Annotated in this window: 15 protein-coding genes; 10 read left to right on the forward strand and 5 right to left on the reverse strand. The window is 69.2% G+C overall.

Translation table 11 applies throughout. The features are described from left to right. The first annotated feature begins 128 nt into the window (after nt 1-128). Nucleotides 129-1,832, forward strand: a complete 1,704-nt coding sequence (locus tag VMT40_RS09990; RefSeq protein ID WP_326357700.1) for a hypothetical protein — start codon at nt 129-131, stop codon at nt 1,830-1,832. Next, on the forward strand, nt 1,832-2,467 hold the full coding sequence (locus tag VMT40_RS09995) for a LysE family translocator (RefSeq protein ID WP_326357701.1): 636 nt from the start codon (nt 1,832-1,834) through the stop codon (nt 2,465-2,467). The genes VMT40_RS09990 and VMT40_RS09995 overlap by 1 nt, the downstream gene beginning before the upstream one ends. An 80-nt stretch (nt 2,468-2,547) precedes the next feature. Here VMT40_RS09995 and VMT40_RS10000 read toward each other — a convergent pair whose 3' ends face one another. Together VMT40_RS10000 and VMT40_RS10005 are read right to left on the reverse strand one after the other, a co-directional pair. Then, the gene (locus VMT40_RS10000; protein ID WP_326357702.1) at nt 2,548-2,937 is read right to left on the reverse strand and encodes a hypothetical protein; all 390 of its coding nucleotides are present in this window, start codon (nt 2,935-2,937) and stop codon (nt 2,548-2,550) included. A gap of 311 nt (nt 2,938-3,248) precedes the next feature. After that, nucleotides 3,249-3,608: a DUF4254 domain-containing protein gene (locus VMT40_RS10005; protein WP_442789970.1), complete on the reverse strand. Its 360-nt coding sequence runs from the start codon at nt 3,606-3,608 to the stop codon at nt 3,249-3,251. 262 nt (nt 3,609-3,870) lie between these two features. Between VMT40_RS10005 and VMT40_RS10010 the strand changes: the two genes are divergently transcribed. The 8 genes from VMT40_RS10010 to VMT40_RS10045 all read left to right on the forward strand — a co-directional run bounded on the left by VMT40_RS10010 (nt 3,871) and on the right by VMT40_RS10045 (nt 22,423). Further along, nucleotides 3,871-4,740 (forward strand): helix-turn-helix domain-containing protein, encoded by an 870-nt coding sequence (locus VMT40_RS10010; RefSeq protein WP_326357703.1) that lies wholly within the window; start codon nt 3,871-3,873, stop codon nt 4,738-4,740. Nucleotides 4,741-4,920: 180 nt separating this feature from the next. Further along, entirely contained in the window at nt 4,921-5,307 is a 387-nt protein-coding gene (locus VMT40_RS10015; RefSeq protein ID WP_326357704.1) for an AMP-binding protein, read from the forward strand. A gap of 89 nt (nt 5,308-5,396) precedes the next feature. Further along, nucleotides 5,397-18,644 (forward strand): non-ribosomal peptide synthetase, encoded by a 13,248-nt coding sequence (locus VMT40_RS10020; RefSeq protein ID WP_326357705.1) that lies wholly within the window; start codon nt 5,397-5,399, stop codon nt 18,642-18,644. Between the two features lie 32 nt (nt 18,645-18,676). Next, nucleotides 18,677-19,750, forward strand: coding sequence for an ATP-binding cassette domain-containing protein (locus tag VMT40_RS10025; protein WP_326357706.1), 1,074 nt, complete (start codon nt 18,677-18,679; stop codon nt 19,748-19,750). Then, nucleotides 19,747-20,580: an ABC transporter permease gene (locus VMT40_RS10030; RefSeq protein WP_326357707.1), complete on the forward strand. Its 834-nt coding sequence runs from the start codon at nt 19,747-19,749 to the stop codon at nt 20,578-20,580. The genes VMT40_RS10025 and VMT40_RS10030 overlap by 4 nt, the downstream gene beginning before the upstream one ends. Further along, nucleotides 20,580-21,401, forward strand: a complete 822-nt coding sequence (locus VMT40_RS10035) for an ABC transporter permease (protein WP_326357708.1) — start codon at nt 20,580-20,582, stop codon at nt 21,399-21,401. The genes VMT40_RS10030 and VMT40_RS10035 overlap by 1 nt, the downstream gene beginning before the upstream one ends. Nucleotides 21,402-21,482: 81 nt before the next feature. Then, complete coding sequence (locus VMT40_RS10040) at nt 21,483-21,992, forward strand: peroxynitrite isomerase (RefSeq protein WP_442789971.1); 510 nt, start codon at nt 21,483-21,485, stop codon at nt 21,990-21,992. Between the two features lie 227 nt (nt 21,993-22,219). After that, on the forward strand, nt 22,220-22,423 hold the full coding sequence (locus VMT40_RS10045) for a hypothetical protein (protein ID WP_326357711.1): 204 nt from the start codon (nt 22,220-22,222) through the stop codon (nt 22,421-22,423). Between the two features lie 12 nt (nt 22,424-22,435). Here VMT40_RS10045 and VMT40_RS10050 read toward each other — a convergent pair whose 3' ends face one another. The 3 genes from VMT40_RS10050 to ispG all read right to left on the reverse strand — a co-directional run bounded on the left by VMT40_RS10050 (nt 22,436) and on the right by ispG (nt 26,528). Further along, entirely contained in the window at nt 22,436-24,235 is a 1,800-nt protein-coding gene (locus tag VMT40_RS10050; protein ID WP_326357712.1) for a penicillin-binding transpeptidase domain-containing protein, read from the reverse strand. An 87-nt stretch (nt 24,236-24,322) separates the two neighbouring features. Continuing rightward, the gene (locus VMT40_RS10055) at nt 24,323-25,186 is read right to left on the reverse strand and encodes a GNAT family N-acetyltransferase (protein WP_326357713.1); all 864 of its coding nucleotides are present in this window, start codon (nt 25,184-25,186) and stop codon (nt 24,323-24,325) included. Between the two features lie 208 nt (nt 25,187-25,394). Then, nucleotides 25,395-26,528: a flavodoxin-dependent (E)-4-hydroxy-3-methylbut-2-enyl-diphosphate synthase gene (gene ispG, locus VMT40_RS10060; protein ID WP_442789972.1), complete on the reverse strand. Its 1,134-nt coding sequence runs from the start codon at nt 26,526-26,528 to the stop codon at nt 25,395-25,397. Between the last annotated feature and the right edge of the window lie 196 nt (nt 26,529-26,724).

Consider the following 26,724-nt stretch of genomic DNA (forward strand, 5'->3'; position numbering starts at 1 on the left):
CACCACACCGCTGACCGATCCAGTGAGGGGCGGTCAGCGGTGTCTTGCGTTCATGGGCGGGCGTGGCGGAGAGTGGATCGGTATGCTCGGCTCATTGCTGAAGTCATGAATCGGGCGGGGGAAGTTCGATGGTGGTCGTAGCAGGTCTGTCGGGCGATTCCTACGAGGTGGACGGGGAACCGTTCTACGCGGCGGGGAGTCGGTCGGTGCAGTACCTGTGCCGCGATCCGCGAGGGCAGCAGCGGCTGTACAAGCAGCTTCGGACGCCGCTGACCTCGCCCACCGAGATCGAATGGGCCCGGCAGGCAATGCTTTTCGGGCGGCAGACGGTGCTGGCCGCCGAGGCCGCGGGCGGGTCGACCGGCCATGCCGCGGAGGCGATCAACTGGCCCATCGATGTCGTCGTGCAGGACGGGACGCCGCCGGGGGTGGTGCTTCCGCTGATCCCGATGGACTACCTCCAGCCCGACGGGCGGCCGCGCACGCTGGACGCTTTGTGGGCGACGCCCGGGCAGGCGCAGGCGTATTTCCGTGCGGGACTTTCCATTCGGCTGTGCGATATCGTGCGGGTGTTCGAGGATCGGCAGCTGATCCACGGGGACCTGTCGCCGAAGAACGTGCTGTGGCACGGGTCCGCGCCGCTGGCGTACGTGATCGATGCCGCCGGGCTGCGGCCCCTGGACGCCGCCTACGACCGGTACCAGGATCGCCACGACCTGGCCGCACTGCTGTATCGCATCCTGTTTCTGGATCCCGGCGTGGCCGCCGTGCCGGGCGCGCCGTGGCAGCCCGCGGTCGGGTTCCCGCCGGATCTGGATCCGCGGGTGCGGGCGCTGTTCGATCGGGCGTTCGGCCATGGCGGATTCGGTCCGGACGCACGGCCTTCCGCGCTGGAGTGGGGTGACGCGCTGCGGGCGTCCTACCTGACGCCGGACGGGGCGAACTACGTGCCGGAGAGTCTGGCGGTGCTGGATCGCCACGTCGGGCAGCGGCCCGCGAGCGCGCCCGCCCTGCCGACCGTGGCGCTGACCGCACCGGTTCCCTCATCGACCGGTTGGTCCCAGCCGCAGCCGCAGGTCGCGTATTCCGGTGCGCCGCAGGGCAATGGCTCCAACACCGCGTTGAAGGTCATCCTCGGTGTGCTGCTGGTGATCCTGGTCATCGCCATCGCCGTCGGCGCGGTGGTGCTCACCGGCAAGGATTCCAAGCCCACCGCCGCCCCGACCACCACCACGACTCCCCCGACCACCACCGCCCCGCCGACCACGACGACCCCGGCCTTCGACAGATCCACCCTCAACCAGCAGGCCACCGACAAGACCCCCTTCACCGCCGACGCCCTGCTGCCCTCGACCTTCACCGACAGCAAGGGCGTGGTCTACAACCGCACCTCCTCCGGCGCGAAGGACTGCGTCTCGCAGAACATGTCCGACAACGTGAAAACCGCGTTGCAGAACAACAAGTGCCAGCAGATGATGACCGGCGTCTACCTCAACCCGGATCAGACCATCCTGGTCTCCATCGAGGTCTTCGCCTTCCCCTCCAACACCGAGGCCGAAACCACCTACTCCGGCCTCAAGGGCCAGGACCAGACCTGGGACGTCTGGTGCCCCACCCAGGGCGTAGGCAGCTCCGTCTGCCAGGCCAACCTCAAGACCATGTTCGCCGCCACCTACTCCAGCTGGGGCCGCCAGCAATACCGCTACCTCTACGAGTCCTACGCCCTCTACATCAACCTCACCCAGGACTCCTCCCTCGAACCCAATGTCGACGCCCCCGCCCACACCGTCATCCAGGTGGTGGGCCCCGACAACTACTGGAAGACCCGCTGATGGTTCCGCTGTCGCATGTGGTCGCCTTCGGGGTGGCCGCGCTGATCCTGATCGTGATTCCCGGGCCGAACGTGATGTTCACGGTGGGTCGAGCGCTGGCGTTGGGGCGGCGGGCGGCGGTGTTGTCGGTGGTCGGGACCGGGATGGGGACGACGGTGTGCCTGGTTGGGGCTTCGCTGGGCCTGGGGGCGCTGTTGATGGCGTGGGCGATGTTGTTCTTGGCGGTGAAGATCGCGGGGGCGGTGTATTTGATCTTCCTGGGGGCCATGGCGATTCGGGAGCGGCGGAAGTTGTCGGAGGCACTGCGGGGGCCGCTGCCGGACGGGACGGCACGGCGAGTGGTGCGGCAAGGGTTTCTGGTGGGGGTGACGAATCCGAAGACGGTGGTGTTCTTCGCGGCGGTGCTACCTCAGTTCGCGGTGCCCTCGGCGGGGTGGCTGCCGGTGCAATTTCTGATCATCGGGGCGTGTTTCCCTGTGCTGCAGGTGCTTTCGGATGCGGTGTGGGCCGTGGGGGCGGCCTCGGCGCGAGAGTGGTTCGCGCGGTCGCCCAAGCGCGTGGAGGCGGTGGGCGCCACCGGCGGGGTGATGATCATCGGGGTGGGGACGACCATGGCGTTCTCCGGGAACAGCTGAGCATTCCTCGACCCTGAACCGAGAGTTGGGCCGGTACCTGGGGATTCAGGCACCGGCCCAACTGTTCTCCGGGTGAGGGATCAGAACCCCGAAGTCGGTGGGCACCCGGGCAGGCCCGCGGAGGCGGCGAGCAGGGTGCGGGAATGGGTGTCGTCGGTGGCCTGGATGAGGCCCGCCGCCAGGAGGTAGGCGGCGGCCATGTCCAGGGCCGAGTCCTGGAGTGCGGTCAGGGCCGCGGTGAGATCGCGGCCCTTGTGCTCGAATCCGCGGCGGAGCTGGTGGGCGGAATCGACATCGCCGAAGCCGGTGAGGGAGTGCGTGTCGCGACTGCGCTCGAGCTGCGGGTCCAGCGCGTCTGCGAACCGCAGGAAGTTTGCGGCACACTTGCGCGCCGTCGCCACTTCCAGGCGGAACGTGCCGTCGCTGGCCCGCCGATACAGGTCCTGGGCAGAGGCCTCGCCCGTGTTCATGAATTGAACTCCGTCCCTCACAGTGGGAAATGCCGATTACACCCGCACGTGTGTGGTCGCGCCTTCGTGAAAAGGACACAGTGCGAATGAGCTTGCGGCACCCCCGCAATGGAAAAGCGTGGGGCGGGCGTGCCGCGCCAGTCGACCACGCGGCACGCCGGGCGGGGCGCCCCGTTGCGCCCGCCGTCTTGTGGCGGGCGACGTCTTACGGTTCGAGCGAGCTATTGGTCCGATAGCGCTACTCGGTTGACGTCACCGCTGACGATCAATGGTTCGCTAGCAATACATCAATTGTGTCAATGCATTTAGAATCATTGTTCTGGTAAACGGCGGCGGCCACCGGCCACGTCGATTACGAGATCAGTGTAGCCGTCAACCAGTTCGGCAAGATGGTACCAGTGTTTATGGGTGTTATCACTGGCCGCGCCTTCATGATCTATCACCTGATTGGCTTCCACCCAGCTCCGGGCCATGCGGTCCACCACCGCGCCCAGACTCTCGGTGTGCAACGCGGCGCCGTTGCGGTGCTGCGGCAGTTCCTGCTCCACCCAATCGTTGATATCGTCAACGAGTTCGCCGCGGCGACAATCGATCTCACTGACCATCATGGGATCCCGCACTTGGGCACGACGTTCGTGCAGTTCGGCGAGAGCGTGCGCCGACCGCAACAAAACTCGATCTTGAAATCGCCTGCCCTGGAAGGCGCAGAGCAATTGCGGAGCGGTCGGCAGGACACCGGCTATGGACATGGTCATCGCGACTCCCAAAACGCACCCGACAGCATCACTAATCGCACCAACATGATTGGTCTCCGGATTCAGCTATACCGGTCATCGGATCGGCCGTACACGAATAGGCTAGCTGGATCATGCTCTTACAAATGCAAGAACGCAATACTGCGTTCTTGCAAGTGCGCCAAGCGAAAGGGTTGTCATGGCAGGCAAGCGCACCGTGCTTACCGTCCGTTTGCGGCGGCTCGCCGCGATGCTCCACGAGATGCGCGAAAGCGCGGGGCTCAGCAAAGAGGTGGTCAGCGCCAAGACCGGCATCAATGTGACCACGCTCTACCGCATCGAGACCGCTCAGGCCAGGCCACAGCGCCGCACCCTGACCGCCATGCTGGACCTGTACGGCATCGGCGAGCCGCAACGTTCAGATGCCTTGCAGTTGCTGGTGGATGCGCTCCGCCCCGGCATGGCGCGCTCCTTCGAGGACGCCGTCTCCGAGGTCTACGGCGCGTACATCAACTTCGAGGCCGAGGCGCTCTCGGCGCGGTTCTTCCAGTCCACCTACGTCCCCGGCCTGCTGCAGACCGAGGCGTACGCCAACGCGGTCTACCAGACCACCATGCCCAAGGTCTCGGATCAGGTTATCGAGCAACGCATTCGGGCGCGGCAGGAGCGGGCCAAGGTGCTCACCAAGGACGATCCGCTAGAGCTGTGGGTGGTGCTCGACGAGGCCGTCATTCGCCGCCTGGTGGGCGGCCCGGGGGTGATGGGCCAGCAGTTCAGCCTGCTGCTCGAGCACACCGAGAAGCGCAATGTGATCCTGCAGATCCTGCCCTTCGACGCGGGCGCGCACCCGGGCATGCTGGGCTCCTTCACGCTGCTGGACTTCCCGGATCCCGCTGACCCGGAACTGGTTTACGTGGAGGGCATCGCCAGCGACGAGCTGATCGAGGGTCATCCGGAGGTGCGGCGCTACGGGGTGATGTTCGACCAGTTGCGCGCCATGGCGCTGAGCCCGCGCGATTCGATCTCCATGATCCAGCAGACCATGATCGACCTGGACAAGCGGTCATGATCACGACGGTCATGATCGATTCCGGCGGTTGATCTTCCACCCACCCCAGGGTGGGTGAACCCACACCCTCGGAGCGGAAATGCGCAGCACTGTGGTCGCTATCGACCACCGCGCGCGGCGGCGACAGTGGATACATCCCGAACACCACCGCAAGCGCCCCCTTCGAGAGGATGATGTTCGATGTGCAAGCCGGTCGAATCGCCCGCCGCCGACTGCGACCTGACCAACACCGAACTGGATCGCTGGAGCAATCGCCTGGCGCGCATGCTGCTGCGCCTCGGAGCCCACCCCGGCGCCCGCATCGCGATCGCGGAGACCCCGCGGCTCGAGGCCGTGGTGGCCCGCATGGCCATTGCCAAGACCGGCGCGACGCCGGTGCCGCTCACCACCGAAACCACCCTGGCGCGTGCCGATTTCGGCATCACCACCAAGGCCGGGCGGGAGCTGATCACCGACGCGAGCCGCTGGCTCGTGCTCGACGACCGCTCCACCCTGGTGCAGTACCTCACCGGCTCGGACGCGCCGCTCACCGAGGCGGAACTCCACCTGGCGCGCAAGGCCTCCTGAGCCACCGCGGCCCGGTCCACCCCCGGGAATTCCCCGCCCACGCACTCGGTCCGCCCGAATCTTCATAGGCCGCAGAAGGTTTCAGCAGCATGGCTTCTCCCAGCACCCTGTCCGCCGCCACCTCCGATACCTCCCCGGCCTTTCCCCTCTCGGCGGCCCAGCGCGGCATCTGGTTCGCCCAGCAGCTGGCCGGTGACACACCCGTCTCCATTGCGCAGTATGTCGAGTTCAGCGGCGCGGTGGACGTGGAGTTGCTCGCGGACGCGGCGCGGCGGGCGGGGCGCGAGTTCGGCACCGGCTACCTGCGGTTGATCGAAATCGACGAGCTGCCCATGCAACTCGTCGACACCACGCTCGACGACCGCATCGAGACCGTGGATCTGAGCGATGCGCCCGATCCGGAAGCGGCCGCCCGGGCGTGGATGTACGCCGAGTACACCGCCTCGCTGGATCTCACCCGCGACCGCCTGTGCAAGGTCGCCATGCTGCGGCTGGCCCCGGATCGGTTCTACTGGTATTCGCGCTTCCACCACATCCTGATCGACGGCGTCGGCGCGCTCACCATGCTGCAGCGCACCTCGGAGATCTACAACACCGCCCGCACCGGGGGCGAGATCCCGCCCGGCAAGGCCGAGCCGTTGCAGCGGATCGTGGAAGCCGATGCGGCATACCGCGATTCGGACAAGCTCCAGGCCGACCGCGACTACTGGCGCGAGCACCTGGCGGGCCTGCCCGAACCGGCCATGCTGGGTCGGCGCACCGGCGCGGTGGACGCGCACCCGCGCCTGCTCAGCGGTGCGCTGCCGGAATCGACGGCGGCCCTGCTGGATTCGATGACCGCGGCCCTGTCCACCAGTCCGGCCCCGGTCGTGGTCGCCGCCTTCGCCGCCTATGTCGGCGCGATGACCGGTGCGGACGAGATCGTCTTGAGCCTGCCGGTGTCCGGCCGCACCACCGCCACCCTGCGCCGCTCCGGCGGCATGGTCGCCAATGTGGTTCCGCTGCGCCTGCGCCCGGCCCCTACCGCCACCGTCGGCGATCTGATTCGCGGCACCCAGGGTGAGCTCACCGCGGCCCTGCGCCGCCAGCGGTACCGGCAGGAGGACATCATTCGCGACCTCGGCTGGGCCATGGACGAGGTGGCCGGGTTCGGTCCGACGGTGAATCTCATGCTCGCCGACACCCGCATTCGCCTGGGCGAGGTCACCGGGCGGCTGCACGTGCTGACCTCGGGACTCATCGACGACCTGTTCGTGAACGTGTATCCCGGTGGCGGCGGCGAAGCCACCCACATCGACTTCCAGGCCAATCCGAATCGCTACGGCGACACCGAACTCGCGGGCCTGCACGCCCGCTTCCTGGAGTTCCTCCACCGCTTTCTCGCCGACGGCCCCGACCAGCACGTGGCCGCGGTGACGGCCGTCTCCGCCGAGGAGCACGCCGAGCTCGTGCCCGCGCACGGCCGCAATGGCAGTCGCGCGCGCACCCTGCCCGAGATCCTCGCCGCCGGGGCCGAGCGCGCGCCCGGCGCCATCGCCATGCGGATCGACGGGACCGCCTACACCTATCGGGAGCTCACCGAATACGCCAACCGGCTGGCCCGGGTCCTCATCGCGGCGGGCGCGGGACCCGAACGCGCCGTGGCCATCTCGATTCCGCGGTCGGCGGAGTCGGTGCTGGCCATGTGGGCGGTGGCGCAGACCGGCGCGGCCTTCGTGCCCATCGATCCGGGCTATCCGGTCGATCGCATCGAGCACATGATCACCGACAGCGGGGTGGTCGCGGGTTTGACGGTGGCGAGTGCGCGGCCCGCGCTGCCGGATCGGGTGCAGTGGCTGGTACTCGACCATGCCGAGACCGAGAAGCGACTCGCGGCAAGCGATTCCGGACCCGTCACCGATGCCGATCGGCACGCGCCGGTGCGGCTGGACCAGGTCGCCTATCTGATCTATACCTCCGGTTCGACCGGTCTGCCCAAGGGTGTCGCGGTCACCCATCGCGGCCTGACCAATCTGGTCACCGGTTCCGGGGCCGCGTTCGGGGTCGGCTCGGATGCCGTGGTGGCGCATGCCGTGTCGCCCAGCTTCGATATCTCGATCGAGGAACTACTGGTCGCCTTCGCCGTGGGCGCGACGGTGGCGGTGGTCCCGCCCGCCGCCTACGCGGGCGAGGAGCTGGCGCGGGTGCTGCGCAAGCTCGAGGTCACCCACCTGAATGTGACTCCGGCCGTGGCGGGTTCGCTGGAACCGGAGACGCTGCCGCGCCTGCGGACGGTCGTGGTCGGCGGCGACTCCTGCCCGCCCGAGCTGCCGGTGCGCTGGGCCGGACGGTGTGTCATCAATGGCTACGGGCCGACGGAGACCACGATCACCGCGACGCTGAGCGCACCCCTGGCACCCGGGGATCCCATCACCATCGGCGCGCCGTCCCGTGGCGTCTCGGCCATCGTGCTCGACCCGTGGCTGCGCCCGGTCCCGCCCGGTGTGATCGGCGAACTGTATCTGAGCGGTGCGGGTTTGGCGCGCGGCTATCACCGACGCATCGGCCTGAGCGCCGAACGGTTCGTGGCCAGCCCGTTCGCGCCCGGCGAGCGCATGTACCGGTCCGGGGACCTGGTGCGATGGCGGCGACGCACCGGGCGCTGGGAGCTGGAGTACCTGGGTCGCGGCGACACCCAGGTGAAGGTGCGCGGCTTCCGCATCGAACTCGGTGAGGTGGACGCGGCGGTCGCACGGCATCCCGGCGTCGAGATGGCCATTACGGTCGGCGCGACCACGCCCGGCGGTGCGACCGCCCTGGTGTCGTATGTCCTGGCCGCCGATGCGACGGTCAGCCCGGAGGGCGTGAAAGAGACGGTCGCCCAGCAGCTTCCGGCGCACATGGTGCCGTCGGTGGTGATGGTGCTGGCAACGCTGCCGCTGACCCCGGCCGGAAAGGTCGACCGCCGCGCACTGCCCCGCCCCGATTTCGGGACACGCGCCCGGGTCGGCCGCGCACCCGCCACCGAGCGTGAGCGCCTGCTCGCGGAGGTGTTCGCGGCGGTGCTGGGCGTGGAATCGGTGGCGGCGGACGACAATTTCTTCGCGTTCGGCGGCGACAGCATTGTCGCCATTCAGCTGGTGGCCCGCGCCAAGGCCGCTGGGCTGGGGCTGCGCGCCCGGGATGTGTTCGAGCACAAGACGGTCGCGGGTCTGGCGGCGGTGGCGACCGAGGTGACCGCGCCGGTGGTGCGGGAGCTGCCCGGCGGCCCGGTCGGCCCGGTGCCGCTCACGCCGATCGTGCACGACATGCTCGAACAGGGCGACACCTGGCCCAGATTCGCTCAGGCCGTGCTGATTCCGCTGCCCCGCGACATCGATCGCGCCCGGCTCACCGCGGCGGTCCAGGCCCTTCTCGACCGGCACGACCTGCTGCGCAGCACCCTCACCCACACCGCCGCCGACGGCGCCCGCGCCTGGGAATGGCGGGTCGGCGCGGTGGGCGCGGTCGAGGCCGGTGCGCTCATCGAGACCGTCACCACCACCGCCGACAGCGACGGCGAGGACGAATTGCAGCGCGCGGCCGACCTTTTGGATCCGCCCGCGGGGATCGTGGCGCGCTTCGTGCTGATCGAGCGCGGGGAGGCGCTGCCGCTGCTGTGGGTGGTCCTGCACCACCTGGTCACCGACGGTGTGTCCTGGCGCATTCTGCTGCCGGACCTGGCCACCGCCTGGGCGGGCGGCACGCTCGCCCCGGTCGGCACCTCCTTCCGGCGGTGGGCGCACGGACAGGTGGAGCAGACGCGCGCCCGCGTGGACGAACTCCCGCTGTGGCGCAAAATTCTCACCACACCGGACCCGCGACTGGGCACCCGCGCCCTCGACCCCCGGGTCGACACCGTGGCCACCATGGGCCGCCTGCGCACCGTGATCGACGCCGGAACCGCCGCGGCCGCACAGGAATTCATTCCGGCCCGCTTCCACTGCGGACTCGACGACGCCCTGCTGACCGCGCTCGCCCTGGCCGTCGGGCAGCTGCGCGGCACCCACCGCACCCTGCTCACCGTCGAGGGCCACGGCCGCGAGGAGTCGATCCTGCCGGGCGCGGACATCTCCCGCACCATCGGCTGGTTCACCAGCGTGTACCCGGTGGCGCTCGACCTCGCCGGGATCGATCTGGACGACGCCTTCCACGGCGGCCCGGCCGCGGGGGCGGCGCTCAAGGCGGTCAAGGAACAACTGCGCGCGATTCCGGACAAGGGTGTCGGGTTCGGCATGCTGCGCTACCTCGACGACGAGACGGCCGCCGAGCTCGCGGGCGCGCCGACGCCCCAGCTGAGCTTCAACTATCTCGGCCGCACCGGGGCGGGCGTGGAGAACGCGGGCAGCTCCGAAACACCGTGGGTGCCCGTGCGATTCGCGTCCACCCAGGACGACGACGCGCCCCTGGCGGCGGTCGTCGACATCAATGCCTTCCACACCGACGCCGGTCTCGAGGTGACCTGGGCCTACGCCTCCCGCGTGCTCGGCGCGGGCCAGGTCCGGGAGCTGGCCCAGCTGTGGGGCCGGGCGGTGACCGCCCTGGTGGTGCATGCCCGGCACGCCGGTGCGGGCGGGTTCACGCCCTCGGACTTCCCGCTGGTTCCCGTGTCGCAGCGGCAGATCGAGGAGTGGGAGCGGGCCTATCCGAATCTCGCCGACGTCTGGCCCTTGTCGCCGCTGCAATACGGGTTGCTCTTCCACGCGCGCTACGACACCGACACCGCCGACGGGTACACGGTCCAGACGCGGTTGCAGTTGGCCGGGCGGGTCGATGCCGCGCGACTGCGGACCTCGGCCGCGGCGCTGCTGGATCGGCACGAGGTGCTGCGGGTGGCCTACGTCGAGACCACCGACGGACCGCGCCAGCTCGTCCTGGGCGAGGCCGAACTCCCCTGGCAGGAACTGGATCTCACCACCATCGCCGAACCCGCCGAGCGGCAGCGGGAACTCGCCCGCCTGCTCGCGGTGGACGCGGGCACCCGCTTCGATCTGACCCGCCCGCCGCTGCTGCGCTTCAGCCTCATCCGCACCGAGCCCGAGGCGTACACGCTGCTCATGACCAATCACCATCTGGCACTGGATGGTTGGTCCACCCCGCTCGTGGTGCGCGAGCTGCTGGCCGGATACCTGGCCACCGTCACCGGACACGAACTGCCGCGGACACCGGCGCATTCGTACCGCGAATTCCTGTCCTGGCTGGGCGAACAGGACGATGCCGCCTCCCTCGCGGTGTGGACCGAGGCGCTGGCCGGGGTCGACTCCCCGACCCGCGCGGTGCCCACCCTCGCGGGCATCACCTCCACCGAATCCGGCATGGTCTCGGTCGAATTCGGCACCGCCCGACTGGACCGGCTGACCGCCACCGTGCGCGGCAGCGGGGCCACGGTGAACACGGCGGTGCAGGCCGCCTGGGCGCTGCTGCTGGCCATGCTGACCGGCCGCACCAATGTGGTGTTCGGCGGCACCGTGTCCGGGCGACCGCCGCAGCTGGCCGGGGTCGAGGACATGGTGGGGCTGTTCATCAATACCCTGCCGGTGCGGGTGCGGCTGGACCCCGCCGAGCGCGTGGGCGATCTGCTGGCCCGGGTGCAGGACGAGCAGGCCAAGCTGTTGGATCACCAGCATGTCGGGCTGGCGGCCATTCACCGGGCGGTCGGACTGCCCGAACTGTTCGACACGCTGACCGTCTTCGAGTCGTATCCGATCGACCGCGAAACCCTCTCGCGCGCACTCGATATCGCGGGCATGCGGATTCTCGACGTGTCCGGCACCGACGCCACGCCATATCCCCTGAACCTCATGGTGATTCCGCAGCGGGCCGCCGACGGCGGCGAAAGCCTCCGCCTCACCATCAAATTCATGGCCGACGAGCTGCCCGAGGCCGCCGCGCGGCGACTGCTCGACCGGTTCGTGCTGCTGCTCGACCAGATCGCCGACCACCCCGGGCGGCGCACCGCCCAACTGCAACACTGCGACCCGGCCGAACGCGCCCAACTGCTGCCCGTGCGCGGCGGCGAGCCCACTCCCCTGCGCACCCTGCCCGACATTCTGGCCGCGGGAGCGCGGGCGAATCCGGACGGCATCGCGGTCAGCTCCGGCAGCCTGACCATGACCTACCGCGATCTCGACGCCTGGTCCAACCGCTTCGCGCGAGTCCTGTTGCGGCGCGGGGTCGGTCGCGAGACCTTCGTGGTGCTGGCGCTGACCCGCTCGGTGGAATCGGTGGTGGCGGTGTGGGCGCTGGCCAAGACCGGGGCGGCCTTCCTGCCCCTGGACCCCAACTATCCGGTGGAGCGCATCGAGCACATTCTCACCGACTCCCGCGCGCCCATCGGCGTGACGGTGTGCGATGTGGGCGAGACCCTGCCCGGCAGCATCGACTGGCTGCTGCTCGACGACCTCAACACCATTCGCCGGGTCATGACGGTGTCGGACGCGTACATCACCGACGCCGAACGCGGCGGGCCCATCAATCTGGCCCAGACCGCGTATCTGATCTACACCTCCGGATCCACCGGCAAGCCGAAGGCGGTGCTGCTCAGCCATCGCGGACTGGCCAATCTCGTTGCCTCCCAGCAGAGTCTGCTGGATCTGGACGAGACCAGCAGCGCCCTGCAGGTGGCCTCGCCCAGCTTCGACGCCTCGGTCCACGAGCTGCTCATGGCACACGGCGCGGGCGGACGGCTGGTCATCTCGCCGCCGGATGTATACGGCGGCAGCGCGCTCGAGGAACTCCTGCGCACCGAGGGCGTCACCCACGCGGTCATCACCCCCTCGGTCCTGGCCACCATGAATCCCGCAGGGCTGGACGAGCTCAGTTGCCTGTCGGTGGCCGGTGAGGCGGCCGGACCGGAACTGGTGGCGGCCTGGTCGGCCGGGCGGCGCATGGTGAACCTGTACGGCCCCACCGAATTCAGCGTGTGGGCCACCGGGCCGGGTGAACTGCTGCCCGGGGAGCCCATCACCATCGGCGCGCCCATTCGCGGGGCCGCCGCGCTGGTGCTCGACACCTGGCTGCGGCCCGTGCCGGTCGGCGTGACCGGCGAACTGTATCTGGCCGGGCCCGCCCTGGCGCGCGGTTACTTCAACCGATTCGGGCTCACCGCCGCGCGTTTCGTGGCCAACCCCTACGCCGGGCCGGGCGCGCGCATGTACCGCACCGGGGACATGGTGCGCTGGGTGGAGGTCAAGACCTCCGAGGGCTCCGAGGGCGCGGAGGGCATGGAGCTGGAACTGGAATACCAGGGGCGCAGCGACTTCCAGGTCAAGATCCGCGGCCTGCGCATCGAACTCGGCGAGATCGACGCGGTGCTGGCCGCCGACGACCAGGTCGACTACGCGGCCACCCTCGGCTGCCCCGGGCCCGGCGGACAGACCGTGCTGGTCTCCTACGTGGTCGCCGCACCCGGCCGGACCCTCGACACCGAACTGCTGCGCACCCGCATCGCCGCCGCGCTGCCCGGCTACATGGTGCCCAGCTATCTCATCGAACTCGACGACGTCCCGCTCACCCCGGTCGGCAAGCTCGACCGGAACGCGCTGCCCGCACCGGATTTCGCCACCCTGGACCAGCGGTATCTGGCCCCGCGCACACCGGTCGAGACCGCGGTCGCCCAGGTCTTCGCCGACGTGCTCGAGACCGACCGGGTGAGCATCGACCGCTCCTTCTTCGAACTCGGTGGCAACTCGTTGACCGCCACCCGCGTGGTGGCGCGCGTCAATGCCGCCCTCGGCGCGACCGTCGCCCTGCGCGACCTGTTCGATGCCCCGACCGTCGCCCAACTCTCCGCCCGCATCGTCCCCGGCTCCGAGATCCCGGGCCTGCCCACGCTGGCCCCGCGCATCCGACCGGACCGAATCCCCTTGTCCCCGGCCCAACAGCGCATGTGGGTCCTCAACCGCCTCGACCCCACCTCCGCCGCCTACAACATCACCGCCGCGCTGCGGCTCACCGGCGCGCTGGACGTGGACGCGCTGCGCGGGGCCGTCGCCGATGTGGTGGCGCGCCACGAGACCCTGCGCACCATCTACCCGGCCGATGCCGACGGGCCGCGCCAGGTGGTGCTCGGCGCGGAGGCCGCCGCACCCGATATCGAGCTGGCCGACGTCGAAGACGGTGCGCCACTGCGCCATCGGATCGAGGAGCTGACCGGCGGCGGGTACGACCTGACCCGGGAAGCGCCGCTGCGGGTCGGGCTGTTCCGGGTGCTGCCGGGCACCGACGTCCACGTCGTGGTGCTGGTCGTGCACCACATCAGCGCGGACGGGACCTCCATGGCGCCGTTGGCCACCGATCTCATGGCGGCGTATCTCGCGCGGACTTCCGGCGTGGGGGCCGAACGGCCGCCGTTGCGGGTGCAGTACGCGGACTACGCGCTGTGGCAGCGGGAGTTGCTCGGGGATGAGAAGGACCCGGAATCCCGGGCGGCGCAACAGATTCGGTACTGGTCGCAGCGGTTGGCGGCGACACCGGATGTGTTGGAGTTGCCGACGGATCGGCCACGGCCCGCGGTGCAGTCCATGCGAAGCGCGGACCTCGCCTTCCGGCTGGACGGCGAATTGCATTCGGCGCTCACGGAACTGGCGACGGCCACCGACACCAGTCTGTTCATGGTGTTGCATGCCGCGCTGGCGGTGCTGCTCTCGCGCCTGGCCGGGACGCACGATGTGGTGATCGGGACCGCGGTCGCCGGGCGTGGGGAGGCGGCGCTCGACGATCTGGTCGGGATGTTCGTCAATACGCTGGCGCTGCGGACGATTGTCGATCCGGCCCGGGGGTTCGGGGAGTTCCTCGGCGAGGTGCGGGCCACCGACCTGGATGCCTTCGCACACGCCGAGGTGCCGTTCGAACGCCTCGTACAGGTGTTGGATCCACCGCGTTCGACCGCCCAGCATCCGCTGTTCCAGGTGTCGCTGTCGCTACAGAACTTCACCACGCCCGCCGTGGAATTCCCGGGACTGCGGGTTGAGGTCGAGCCGCTCGAGCGGGATGCCTCGCAATTCGATCTGACCTTCGATCTGCGTTCGCCACTGCCGGGAACCGAACAGGCCGGGCTCGAGGGAACGCTGACCTTCGCGACCGATCTGTTCGACGAGGCCACGGCCGCGCGGCTGGTGACGCGCTGGCAGCGGATACTGACCGCCGTCACCGCCGACCCGGGTGTACGGCTGTCGGATATCGATCTGCTCGACGAGGCCGAGCGGGCCGCGCTGGTGCCACTGCGGGGACCCGGGACCGTCGGACTCACCACGCTGGCACAGGTTTTCCGGGCCGCCGCCACGGCACACCGGCTCTGCCCGGCCATCATCGCCGACGGGCGGACGGTGTCCTATCGGGAGCTCGACACCGCCTCGCAGCGGCTGGCCATGCAGCTGGCGGCCGCCGGGGCCGGATCGGAAACCGTTGTGGCGCTAGCGCTTTCCCGGGGCGTCGAGCTGATCACCGCGATGTGGGCGTGCGCCAAGGCCGGGGCCGCGTTCCTGCCCATCGACCCGCGCCATCCAATGGACCGCATCGATCACATGCTCGGTGATTCCGGCGCGCTGCTCGGGCTCACCACGAGTGCGCATCGAGGCGTGCTGCCCGACAGCATCGGCTGGCTCGTCCTGGACGATCCGGACGCCTCCAGTGTGCGAATCGAGTTGGGGCGTGGGCGTGTTCGCGCCATGCCGACCCATCCGGACCAGCCCGCCTGGTTGATCTACACCTCCGGATCCACCGGGACACCCAAGGGCGTGTCCGTCTCGCATCGCGGACTCGCCGACCTGGTTCGGGCGCAACGCGATTTGCTCGCGCTCGGCGAGCACTGCCGCGTCTTGCAGGTCGCCTCACCGAGTTTCGATGCCTCCGCCTTCGAGGCGCTCATGGCGTTCGGGTCCGGCGGCACCGCCGTGGTCGCGCCACCGGAGGTGTTCGGCGGGCAGCCGCTCACCGATCTCATTGCGACGCAGGGGGTCACCCACCTGGTGATCACGCCGTCGGCGCTGGCGACCCTCGATCCGGACGCGGTGTCGAGCGTGCGGGTGCTGGCCGTGGCGGGCGAGGCCATCGGTCCGGATCTGGTGGCGCGCTGGGCCACCGGCCGCACGCTGATCAACCTGTACGGTCCGACCGAATTCACCATCTGGGCAACGGCTTCCGAAGCGCTGGTGGCGGGACAGCCCGTCACCATCGGCACACCCATCCGTGGCGCGGGCACCCTGGTCCTCGACGATCGGCTGCGCCCCGTGCCCATGGGCGTGGCCGGTGAGCTGTATCTGGCCGGGCCCGCCCTGGCCCGCGGCTATCACGGACGACCCGGGCTCACCGCGGCCCGGTTCGTCGCCGACCCGTACGGCCGTCCCGGCGAACGGCTGTATCGCACCGGCGATCTGGTGCGCTGGACCGGCTACCTGGACGAACCCCGCCTGGAATACCTGGGCCGCACCGACTTCCAGGTCAAGGTGCGCGGCCAGCGCATCGAACTGGGCGAGATCGACGCGGCGCTGTCGGCGGCCGACGGGGTCGAATTCGCGGTCACGCTGGGCGTTTCCGGTCCGGGCGGCGGCACCGCCCTGGCCGCCTACCTGCTGGCCGAACCCGGCCGCGAGGTCGACGTGGCGGCGGTGCGCGCGCACGCCGCCGACCGGCTGCCCGGCTACATGGTGCCCTCGGCGTTCGTGGTGCTCGACGCCATCCCGCTCAATGCCGTCGGCAAGCTCGACCGCAAGGCGCTGCCCGCGCCGGTCTTCGAGGCCGAGACCGAATACCGCGCGCCGACAACGGATCTGGAAACCGCGCTGGCCGAGATCATGGCCGAGCTGCTGGGCCGGGACCGGGTCGGCGTGCACGACTCGTTCTTCGCGCTCGGCGGCGACAGCATTCTCGCCATCCAACTGGTGTCCCGAGCCCGACTGCGCGGCATCGAACTCACCCCGCTGCAGGTGTTCGAGCATCGCACCGTGGCCGCCCTGGCCGAGCTCGCGGCCGCCGCGGGCGAAACCGTCACCCTCGACGAACTGCCCGGCGGCGGGGTCGGGGAGATACCGCTCACCCCGATCGTACGCTGGATGCTCGAACGCGGCGGCGACCACCGCAGATTCGCGCAGACGGCGGTGCTGGAGCTGCCGCGCGGCATCGAGCGCGAACAACTCGTCGCCACCGTCACCGCCGTCGTCGACCAGCACGACATGCTGCGCGCCCACCTGGCGTTCATCGACGGCGACTGGCGGCTGCGCACCCGGCCGCCCGGTGCGGTCGAGGTGGACCGGCTGCTGCACCGCATCGAATTCGACACCGCCGACAGCGTCGAGTTGCGGGAATACGCTGTCACCGAACTGAATTCGGCGCTGGACCGACTCGATCCGGATACCGGGACCGTGCTGCAACTGGTCTGGCTCGATCCCGCGCCGGACAGCCCGCCCGATCGCCGCGGCCGCCTCATCCTGGTGGCACACCACCTGGTGATCGACGGCGTGTCCTGGCGCATCCTCATTCCGGACCTCATCGCGGCCTGGGCGCAGATCAGCGGCGGCCAGCCACCGATCCTGGCCGAGACCGGAACGTCCATGCGGCGCTGGGCCTATGCGCTCAGAGACGCGGCCCAGCAGCCGCGGCGGACCGCCGAGCTCGACTACTGGCGCGAGATCGCCGCGACCCCCGACCCGCGCCTGGGCTCCCGGGAACTCGATCCGGCCGTCGATCGAGTGTCCACGGTGCGGGCGGTCGAGGTGGAGGTCGACGCCGAGACCACCACGACACTGCTCACCACCCTGCCCGCGCTGTTCGACGGCACCGTCGAGGACGCGCTGCTGGCCAGCCTGGCGCTGGCCATCCAACGCTGGCGCATGGAACCCGTCGAGGCGGTCCTGGTGCGAATGGAAGGCCATGGGCGGCAACAGGAGATCATTCCGGGAGCCGATCTGTCGCGCACCCTCGGCTGGTTCACCACCGTCTACCCGGTCCGACTGGCCCTGTCCGACATCCCGATTCGCGACGCGCTCGCGGGCGGACCGGCCATGGGCGCGGCCATTCGCGCGGTGAAACACCAGCTGGCGGCGGTGCCGGACAAGGGCATCGGCTACGGGATGCTGCGCTACCTCAACTCCGACACCGGTGCCCGGCTGCCGGAACGGGTGCCCGGCCGCATCGGGTTCAACTACCTCGGCCGCTACGCCACCGCCGACATTCCGGCCGGGCTGGAGGATCTCGGCTGGCTGCCCACCGACGAATTCGGCGATCTACAGGCCACCGAACATCCCGACGTGCCCGTCACCGCCGAGATCGAAATCAACGCGGTCGTCGTCGGCGACCGGCTGCAGGCCAGCTTCACCTTCCCCGAAACCCTGCTGCCCCGCCACGAAGTCACGATGCTGGCCCACCTGTGGACCGACGCGCTGTCCGCCGCGGCCTATTTCGCGGCCTCCCCCGCCGCCGAACTCGCCGCCGAGGCCGAACGCCAGTTCCTGGCCGAACTGCGCGAACAGCAGGCCGCCGCCGAACTCGCCGCCTCCCGGGCGGATTCGGCACCCGGCCTCGGACTGGACGTGGTGCTGCCCATTCGGCCCGGCGGCGAGCAGCCACCCCTGTTCTGCATCCACCCGTCCTCGGGCATCGCCTGGACCTACCTCGGCCTGGCCGACGCCCTCGCCCCCGGCCGACCCATCTACGGTCTGCAGGCACCCGACCTGTCCGGGGAACCGCACGCCCGCAGCATCGAGGACTTCGCGCGACGCTACGTGGCCGAAATCCGCCGACTGCAACCGCACGGCCCCTATCATCTGCTCGGATGGTCCTTCGGCGGCCTGATCGCCCACGCCGTCGCCGCCCAGTTCGAGGCACACGGAGACGAGGTCGCCACCCTGGCCCTGCTCGACGCGGACAGCACCGATATCGACGGCGGCAGCATCGAGAAGCTCACCGCCGGATCGTTCGTCGCCACCTTCGGGTCGGTCTTCGGCATCTCCGATATCCCCGCCGACACCAGCGCCGAACAGGCCGCCGAGCTGATTCGCGAACGCATGGGCGGGGTGTCGCTGGTCGACGCGCGAACCCTCGAACGCATGGCCGCCTCCTACAATGCCTCCGCCGACACCCGCACCGGCTATCGACGGCCCGTATTCCACGGCGACGCACTGTATTTCAGCGCCACCGTGCACTCCTCCGACATCTTCGGGCCCGAGGGCTGGCGGCCCTGGATCACCGGGACCATCAGCAATCACGACATCGACGTCAGCCATGACGAACTGACCGCACCGCACGCGCTCGCGGCCATCGCGCGGGTCCTCGACGAGCACTGGGCCCGCATTCTCGACGCATCTCCGGGAGGGACGCCGTGAACACCGACAGTGGCAAACCCGATACAACAGACGTGGAAACCAGTACGATCGCCCCCGCCACACCCGCCGCCACCGGCCTCGACGGTGTGGTCGTGGAGGGCGTCGAGAAATCCTTCGGCTCGGTCCAGGCCTTGCGCGGGATCACCTTCCGGGCCGCGCCCGGCGAGGTGCTCGGGATCCTGGGTCCCAATGGGGCGGGCAAGACCACCACGGTCAATATCCTGTCCACGCTCATCGCGCCGGACGCCGGACGCGCCACCGTCGCCGGGCACGACGTGGTGTCGCAGGCCGCCGCGGTCCGGCGTTCCATCATGCTGACCGGACAGTTCGCGGCCCTCGACGACGCGCTGTCCGGATACGAGAACCTGGTCATGTTCGGACGATTGATGGGCCTGCGCAAACGCGCCGCCCGCGCCCGCGCCGACGAACTGGTCGAGGAATTCGACCTGGTCCAGGCCGCCGGACGCCGGGTCGGCACCTACTCCGGGGGCATGCGGCGGCGCATCGACATCGCCTGCGGACTCGTGGTGCGGCCCGAGGTGGTATTCCTCGACGAACCCACCACCGGACTGGATCCCCGCAGCCGCCAAGGGGTTTGGGACCTGGTCGGCGGCTTCCGCAAGCACGGCATCACCACACTGCTGACCACGCAGTACCTGGAAGAGGCCGACGCGCTGTGCGATCGGATCATCGTCATCGACCACGGGGTGGTCATCGCCGACGGCACCGCCGACGAGCTCAAGGCCCGCACCGGTGGGAGTTATTGCGAGATCGTGCCTTTGCGCATGGAGGAGCTGCCGATCATCGCCAAGGCGCTCGGCGATCTGCTGCCCAACGCGAATCGGGATGCGCTGACCGTGGATTCGGACCGGGTCACCATTCCCGCGCCCGAGGGTGCCAAGACGCTCGCCGAGGCGTTGCGGCGGCTCGACGCGGCCGGACTGGAACTGGTCGACATCGCGCTGCGCCGCCCCTCTCTCGACGACGTGTTCCTCGAACTCACCGGCCACATCGCCAAAGTCGAAGAACCCGAAGAGGATTCGCCATCGTTCCGGTTGCGGACCGCGGACGGGCGATTCACCTCCGAGGATCGGACCCGGGCATGACCGCGGTCGCGGGCGCTTCCAACGGGTGGCTCACCGACGCGCGCGCAACGCAATCCACGCTCGCGCAGTGGTGGGTGCTCACCGTGCGGCTCATCGTGCCGTCGGTGCAGACCGGGGAGATCGTCACCGCCATCCTCGCGCCCATCACCTTCACCGCCAGCTTCTACATCCCGCTCAATCGCGTCATGACCTTCGCGGGACTGGGATTCAGCAGCTACGCGCAGTTCATGGCACCCATCGTCATCCTGCAGGCCGCCGCGTTCACCGCCGTCTCCGCGGCCTTCCGGGCCGCCACCGACGCCGTCTCCGGGCTCGATCGACGCTTCGACTCCATGCCCATGCACCCGCTGGTCCCGGCCGCGGCACGCATGTCCTCCAATGTCTTTCGGCTGCTCATCGGGCTCGCCTCGGCCGTGGCCAGCATCTACGTGATCGGCTTCCGCTTCGACGGCGGCACCGCCCACACCCTCGGCTTCCTGGCGCTGGGGCTGCTCATCGGCATCGCCTTCTGCCTCGGCGCGGACGCCATCGGCACCTTCACCCGCAGCCCCGAGGCCACCACGCAGATGCTGGTGCTGCCGCCGCTCATCCTCGGCATGCTCTCCACCGGACTGGCACCGGCCCACCAATTCCCGCACTGGGTCCAGCTTTTCGTGCGCAATCAGCCGGTGTCGCAATTCGCGGAGGGGATGCGCGCGCTGGGCGGCGACTCGCTCGGCAAGTCCGCGCCGGTGACCTGGTCGCTCATGACGCCGCCGCTGCTGTGGATCGCGGCCATTGTCGCGGTGTCCTGCTTCTTCATCGCCCGGCAGAACCTGAAGAGGTCGTGATGGCAACCCTCGACCGCCCCGACGTCTCCGACACCCTCGTCTTCGGCGAGGCCTCCGCCCCGGCGCTGTTGCGGCACACCTGGATTCAGACCCAGCGCCTGCTGCTGCGCTGGGTGCGCGACCCGATCACACTGTTGGAAACGCTGATCGTGCCGTGTCTGCTGCTGCTCATGCTCGACATCGTGGTGGGGTCGCAGATCCAGAAATTCTCCGGACACAGCGCGCTGTACGGGTCCACGCCCATGGTGACTCTCGTTGGGGCACTGTCGGGAACGGTGGCCAGCGGCGTCATGCTCGGGCGAGAACGCGAGGCGGGCATCCTGTCTCGGTTCTGGGTGCTGCCCGTGCACCGCGCATCCGGTTTGGCCGCCCGCATTCTCGCCGAGGGCTGCCGCATCTTCTGCGGCACCGTCGTCATCATTCTGTTCGGCATGGCGTTGGGCTTCCGCTTCCGGCAGGGGCCGATGCAGGCGTTCGCGTTCCTGTGGGTGCCGGTCCTGTTCGGGCTGGCGTTCGCCACCATGGTCACCGCCATCGCCGTGTTCACCGCCAAGTCGACGCTCGTCGAGGCCGTCGCGCTGCTGTCGTCGCTGCTCATGTTCTTCAGCACCGGATTCGTCCCACTTGCCGCGTATCCCAGGTGGATTCAACCGGTCGTGCGGCATCAGCCCATGTCGGTGGCCGTCGACACCATGCGCGCACTCGCCGAAGGCGGACCGGTGGCCACACCGCTGACCCTCACCATCGCCTGGTCCCTGGGCCTGATCGTCGTGTTCGCCGTCCCCGCCGCCTACGGGTACCGCCGCGCCAGCCGTCGCTGACCCGACCATCCAGACCCCTTTCCGTAAATACCGCGCGGCGGGCGCGTCGACGGGCCGCCGAGATCGGGCGGGCGCATTAAGCTGACCGCCGTGCTCGAACCCGAAACCCCCGTCGCGCCCCACCCCGATATCGCCCACCTCGCCCCGCTGCTCGGGACCTGGCGCGGACGCGGACAAGGGGAATACCCGACCATTCAGCCGTTCGAGTACCTGGAGGAAGTGCACTTCGGCCACGTCGGACGCCCCTTCCTCACCTACCGGCAGCGCACCCGGGCCGCCGACGGCAGCCGACCCATGCACAGCGAGACCGGATACCTGCGGGCCACCGGACCCGATCGCATCGAGCTGATCCTGGCCCACCCCACCGGCATCACCGAGATCTGCGAGGGACGGCTGGTGAACGAGGACGGCGAACTGCGGCTCGAACTCGACTCCACCTCGATCGGTTTGAGCAGCAGCGCCAAATCGGTGACCGCGCTCGGGCGCACCATCACCGTCGCCGGTGACACCCTCGAATACTCCCTGCGCATGGCGGCCGTCGAGCAGCCGCTCACCCATCACCTCGCCGCCACCATGCAGCGGGCCAACTGATCCGGCGGCGCGCGAACCGACGGTAAACATCCGATACCGATTTGGTCCGATTCCGGCAACATGCCCCGGTGAGCGGCCGGATCGTCGATCACCGGCGGGTTGCCCCGACATAAGTGACCGATTAGCGTTTCGGGCATTGGCTAACGATCAGCCAACCCTAAGAGCACCGGAGTCCCGAATTCGACCATTCGGGCTCCTCAACTCATCCCCAAACAAGGGAGAGGGATATGAAGCGCTCGGCCTTTCTGCTGTTGACCACCGCCGGAATGATTCTCGCGGGTGCCGGTGTCACCGAAATCATCGGCGACGCGTCCGCCGACGGACCGCCCGCCCGCACCCTCGCCCAGCAGCGCTTCATCAGCGACTCCATCGGCGGACTGCATCCCGCCGCCGCGTGCCTGCGCAACGACTCCCTGTACGGCGACCGCTGATTCGACCCCGGATCAATAGCCCGGCGGTAGTGCCACCAGCATGTCCCGCGTCACCGCCACCGCATTGTCCGAACTTCCGCCGCGCACCAGCAGCGTGGCCCAGGCCAGATCGCCGCGGTAGCCGATGAACCACGCGTGCGAACCGCCGTCCACCTCGGCCTCACCGGTCTTGCCGTACACCTCACCCTGATCGACGATGCGCTCGGCCGTACCGCCGAGCACCACCTTGCGCATCATCAGCCGCAGGCCGTCGATCACCTCCGGGGACAGCTTGGACCGATCACCGGAAACCTGGGTCGGATGACCCGCGATCAAATACGGCACCGGGGTCGAACCGTGCGCGACCGTCGCCGCCACCAACGCCATGCCGAACGGGCTCGCCAACACCTTGCCCTGGCCGATGCCGTCCTCGGCGCGCTGCACCAGATCGTCGTCGGTGGGCACCGAACCCGACACCGTGGGCAGGCCCACCACCGTGTAGTCGGGGCCCAGACCCAAAGCCGAAGCGGCCGTGCGCAAATCCTGACCGCCCAACTCCGAGGCCAGCTTGGCGAAGGAGGTGTTGCAGGAGCGCTCGTAGGCGGTGGCCATGGAGACCGTGCCGACGCTGAAGAGGTTGTAATTGGGAATCGTGCGCTCCCCCACCACGATCTCGCTCGGGCACGGAACCGAGGTGTCGGGGGTGGCGTGACCGGCGGTCATGGACGCCGCGGCGGTCACCGTTTTGAAGGTCGAGCCGGGCGGATACAGGCCCGTCGCGGCGATGGGGCCGTCCGCGTCGGCCGCCTCGTTCTGGGCAATGGCCAGGATCGCGCCCGTGGAGGGCTGCAACACCACCATCATGGTCTGCTCGGTGCGGGCGTCCACCGCGCTCTGGGCGGCGTTCTGGACGAAACGGTCGACGCTCAGGGAGAACGACGGGGAGGTCTCGGGGGCAACTTCTTTGAGCACATCGGTGTCGACGCCGTTCGCATTGACCGTCACCACGCTCCAGCCCGCCTTGCCGTCGACCTCGTCGATGACGGTCTTGCGCACCTGGGTCATGAGATCCGGGGCGAAGCGGCGATCGGTGGGTACCAGATCGAATTCCTTGCTGAAGGTGACCCCGGACAGGCCCAACAGCTGCGAATTGACCTCGCCGAACTCCCATTCCGTGATCAGCGCGACGGTGTACGCGCCATCCGCCTTGCGGGCCGCGGCCAGCAGCGAATCGGGGGCCAGGTGTTCGTCGAAGCGGTGCAACGCATTCGCAAGTGTGGCCGCGACGCCGCGCGGGTCCGAGGAGGCGGACGGTTTGAACAGCACCCGGTACAGCGAGCCCGGCACCAGCACGTCACCGCCGCCGCGTTCGTTCACGCGGGCGCGCGGGGCGGGGGTCGAACGCAGTTGCAGCGTCTGGGTATTGCCGAGTTGCGGGTGAACGTCGGCCGCGGACCAGCGGACCTCCCAGCGGCCCTCGGTGCGGCCCATCTGCAACTGGCCCTTGTAGGTCCAGACGCGGTCCTTGGGCAGATGCCATTCGTAGGTGTAGTCGACGATGGCGGTGTCGCCGGTGATGCGGGCGTCGCCGGTGGTGGCGATCAGCTTCTCGGCCTGCAGCCGGTCCCACGCCGAAGCCAGTGCGGCACGGGCCTTTTCGGGTTGACTGGTGCGCTCGGCGGCCGCCTGCACATCGTGGTCGGCGAAGGCGGAGACGAACGCCTCGGCGGACTGCGCCGGACCTTGCGGACCCGACGAGCACCCGGCCGCGAGCGCGGCGACCGGCAGGGTGACCGCGGCGGCGATCAGTGTGGAGAAGACCCGTGTCGACATCGGGTCAGATGCTAGAGCCAACTATTGGCAAACCGGCGCGACACACTGCACCGGAACGGATTTCACGCCTAGATCACAGCTGATTACTCAGTCCAGCAGCACGGTCGCGAACGTGGCGATTTGCCGGAATCCGACCTTGTTGTAGGCGCGCCGCGCCACGCTGTTGTAGCAGTTGACATACAGGCTGGCCGTGCGACCGGAGGAGACCACGACATTCGCGACCGCCGCGGTGCCCGAGGTGCCGTAGCCCTGGGCGCGCCGGTCCGGGTGCACCCACACGCCCTGAATCTGCCCGGTGCGTCGCGACAGCGCACCCACCTCGGCCTTGAAAACGACCTCGCCGTCCTCGAATCGCGCCCAGGCCCGGCCGGATTCGATGAGACCGGCCACCCGGCGGCGGTAACTGCGCCCGCCGTCGCCCACGCGCGGATCGACGCCGATCTCCTCGGTGAACATGGCGACCGCGGCGATCATGTAGCGGTCGAGCTCCTCGGGGCGCACCCGGCGCACCCGCAAATCCGGGGCCACACTCGCGGGCCGCTCCAGCGCGAGCAGCGGCTGATCCTCGCGCAATTCGCGCGGCGGGCCCCAGTGTTCGCTCAGCAACTCCCACAGCGGCAGCGCCAACTCCCGCCGACCCACCACCGACGAACACAACCGCGGGCCCTTGACCGCGCGGTCGGCGAAGGCCTTCAGGGCGTCGCGACCGCCGCGCAGCGGAACCAGATTCGCGCCGGAGAAGCACAGCGATTCCGCCGGACCGCCGCGACTCCACAGTTCCCCGTAGGTCCCCCGCGGATCCAGCCCGAACTCCTGCAGCCGCGCGGCGACCATACAGGTCGCCACCGGATCGTCGTCCAGTACGCGCAAAACCTGCGTCAGATCGCGGTTCGCGAGCTGACGGGCCCCGGACACCCGGCCCCGGCGAGTCGGCTCCAGCACACTCCGCACGCTCACAGCCTGCCAGAACTTCCGCCCCCACGCCGCCCGATTGCCCCCAACCGCCCGGTAACCAGCGAAAACCCCAACCCACCCAACCCCAACCGACCAGTTTCCGCGCCTTCGTATCGTTCACCCGAATCGAAAGGCCCGCTGGCAAGGCTCCGGTAAACAGCGAACGGCCCGGTCCTGTAGGACCGGGCCGTGATTGGTGGGTTGGTCAGCCCGCGGTGACGACCGGAGCGCCGCTGCCCGCCTCGTCGCCCATTTCCTCGGCGAGGCGCATGGCCTCCTCGATGAGGGTTTCGACGATGAGGTGTTCGGGGACGGTCTTGATGACCTCGCCCTTGACGAAGATCTGGCCCTTGCCATTGCCGGAGGCGACACCGAGGTCGGCCTCGCGGGCCTCGCCGGGGCCGTTCACGACGCAGCCCATGACGGCCACGCGCAGCGGGACCTCCATGCCTTCGAGACCGGCGGTGACGGCGTTGGCGAGGGTGTAGACGTCGACCTGGGCGCGGCCGCAGGACGGGCAGGAGACGATCTCGAGCTTGCGGGGGCGCAGGTTGAGCGACTGCAGGATCTGGGTGCCGACCTTGATCTCCTCGGCGGGCGGGGCCGAGAGGGAGACGCGGATGGTGTCGCCGATGCCCTCGCTCAGCAGCGCGCCGAAGGCGACGGCCGACTTGATGGTGCCCTGGAAGGCCGGACCGGCCTCGGTCACGCCTAGGTGCAGCGGGTAGTCGCAGCGGGCGGCGAGCTGACGGTAGGCCTCCACCATGACGACCGGGTCATTGTGCTTGACCGAGATCTTGATGTCGCCGAAGCCGTGCTCCTCGAACAGCGAGGCCTCCCACAGCGCGGACTCCACCAGCGCCTCGGGGGTGGCCTTGCCGTACTTCTCGAGCATCCGCTTGTCCAGCGAGCCCGCGTTGACGCCGATGCGAATCGGGATGCCCGCGTCCCCGGCCGCCTTGGCGACCTCCTTGACGCGACCGTCGAATTCCTTGATATTGCCCGGATTCACGCGCACCGCGGCACATCCCGCGTCGATGGCGGCGAAGATGTAGCGCGGCTGGAAGTGAATGTCGGCGATCACCGGGATCTGAGACTTCTTGGCAATGGTGGCCAGGGCGTCCGCGTCCTCCTGACGCGGGCAGGCCACGCGCACGATGTCGCAGCCGGACGCGGTCAGCTCCGCGATCTGCTGCAGGGTGGCGTTGACGTCATGGGTCTTGGTGGTGGTCATCGACTGGACCGAGACGGGGAACTCGCTCCCCACTCCGACATTGCCCACCATCAGCTGGCGCGTCTTGCGCCGCGGTGCGAGGACGGCCGCCGGTGCGGTCGGCATCCCCAAAGCGATGGCACTGCTCACGATCGGCTGCCTACTTTCGACTTAGTCCTCACCCTTACCGGTTCCGAGCTTACCGAGGCTCGATATCCGGTCGCCCTGTGACGGCGGCGACAAGGGTACCCGGGTCGGAGGTGGGGCTCGGAATCGGCCGGGGCCTACAACTCTTATTCGTCGCAAGTGACGCGAAGGTTTA

The organism is Nocardia sp. CDC160 (assembly GCF_035818795.1).
GTDB lineage: Bacteria > Actinomycetota > Actinomycetes > Mycobacteriales > Mycobacteriaceae > Nocardia.